This window comes from Bacillus sp. B4EP4a, from assembly GCF_006680105.1.
Taxonomy (GTDB): domain Bacteria; phylum Bacillota; class Bacilli; order Bacillales; family DSM-1321; genus Peribacillus; species Peribacillus simplex_E.
Genome location: NZ_VHIK01000128.1, coordinates 1 through 285, shown reverse-complemented (window position 1 = coordinate 285; position 285 = coordinate 1). Strand labels below are relative to the sequence as shown.

Here is a 285-nt window from a genome sequence, read left to right as displayed (position 1 = left end):
GCTTGCGGTAGCTTTTCCACTTTTTCGCATATTGAGGGAACCCGTAACATATTTCGTCGTCGTTTTTGCAGGTGTGGCTGACGTTGCTCCCGATCCTGGCTTTGAAGCAGACAGATATTTGGCGCTGACATATCCATCCTTACCATTGGCTTTGATTTTCGCCCAGCCTTTGGACTCCGAATACACCGTTACCTGTGTGCCTCTTGTCAGCTTTGCGACTATGCTGGCACTATCTATCCCGCTTTTCCGCATATTAAGTGAACCTGTGCTCACATTCACATATTT

1 protein-coding gene is annotated in these 285 nt (G+C 47.4%); it reads right to left on the bottom strand.

Features of this window, described 5'->3' with window-relative positions:
* A partial coding sequence (locus FNK51_RS26240) for an SH3 domain-containing protein (protein ID WP_141995245.1) occupies positions 1-285 on the bottom strand: 285 nt, incomplete at both ends.